Consider the following 1065-nt stretch of genomic DNA (forward strand, 5'->3'; position numbering starts at 1 on the left):
TGCCTTTGCCGATGGTAAGCAGGACATGTCCGCAGGGCAGTGGTGGCGTCATATCGGCATCTACGCGTACCGGGTAGCGTTCTTGCACCGGTATGTGCAATGGCCGCCCGCGACCCTGGAGCAGCTGGAATCTCTGGAGCAGCTGCGGGCCATGGCCAATGGCGTGGCTATCCACATTGAACCTGCCTGCGAGGCTGTGCCCGGTGGGGTCGATACCCAGGCGGATCTTGAGCGTCTGCGGTCAGAGTTGGGAGGCCGGTAATGAGCGTATCAGTATTGTTCGTTTGCCTTGGCAACATCTGTCGTTCACCCACCGCTGAAGTGGTCTTTCGTGAACGCGTGAAGGCAGCCGGCCTGGAAGATCGTATTCGTATTGATAGCGTTGGAACCGGCGATTGGCATATCGGCAAGGCGCCGGACCCTCGTACCCAGGAGGCCGCGTTGCGACGGGGCTATTCCATGGCTGACCTGCGCGCGAGGCAAGTCAGCCCGGCGGATTTTGCGGACTATGATTGGGTGTTGGCCATGGATGATGCCAATCTGGCGGATCTGAAGGCCATGCGACCCGCATCGTTTCAGGGCACTCTTGCCCGTTTTCTGGACTATGCACAGCACACTTCGGTGCGGGAAGTGCCCGACCCTTACTATGGCGGTGAAGACGGATTCGATACCGTGCTGGACCTGATTGAAGATGGCGCTGAAGGATTGTTGAGCCGTGTGCGGGAGCAACTGTGAGCCAGACGGCGCCACCGACCGGTTCGGTTGAGCAGATTTGCGATGCGGATCTGATGTCGCTGAATACCTTGCGGTTGCCGGCGCGAGCCCATCGCCTGGCACGGCCGAACACACTGGATGCATTGTCACAGGTGCTGGCGGAACGTAATCCTGCAGAGCCACTTTTCGTGATTGGTGAAGGCAGCAACCTGGTAATTCGTTCTGATCTGCCGGGGCTGACACTGAGCCTGGCTATTGATGGCATGGCGCAGGTGAAAGAAGACGACACCCATGTTTGGGTCGCCGCCGGTGCTGGCGTGCACTGGGATGATCTGGTGGCCTGGACCGTTG

3 protein-coding genes are annotated in these 1065 nt (G+C 59.5%); all 3 read left to right on the forward strand.

The genetic code is table 11. The annotated features are described in order from the left end of the window. Nucleotides 1-262: cytidylyltransferase domain-containing protein (locus A3730_RS31165; RefSeq protein WP_369819045.1), on the forward strand; the 262-nt coding region annotated here is incomplete at its 5' end. Next, on the forward strand, nucleotides 262-735 hold the full coding sequence (locus A3730_RS06100) for a low molecular weight protein-tyrosine-phosphatase (protein ID WP_063520757.1): 474 nt from the start codon (nucleotides 262-264) through the stop codon (nucleotides 733-735). The genes A3730_RS31165 and A3730_RS06100, both read left to right, overlap by 1 nt. Beyond that, a partial coding sequence (locus tag A3730_RS06105) for an FAD-binding protein (RefSeq protein WP_156500967.1) occupies nucleotides 732-1065 on the forward strand: 334 nt, incomplete at its 3' end. The genes A3730_RS06100 and A3730_RS06105, both read left to right, overlap by 4 nt.

Source organism: Alcanivorax sp. HI0044 (assembly GCF_001634945.1).

What these genes read in the sequence shown, in the direction of transcription:
- A3730_RS06100 (WP_063520757.1), top strand. Translation starts at nt 262, where the DNA reads ATGAGCGTATCAGTATTGTTCGTTTGCCTTGGCAACATCTGTCGTTCA.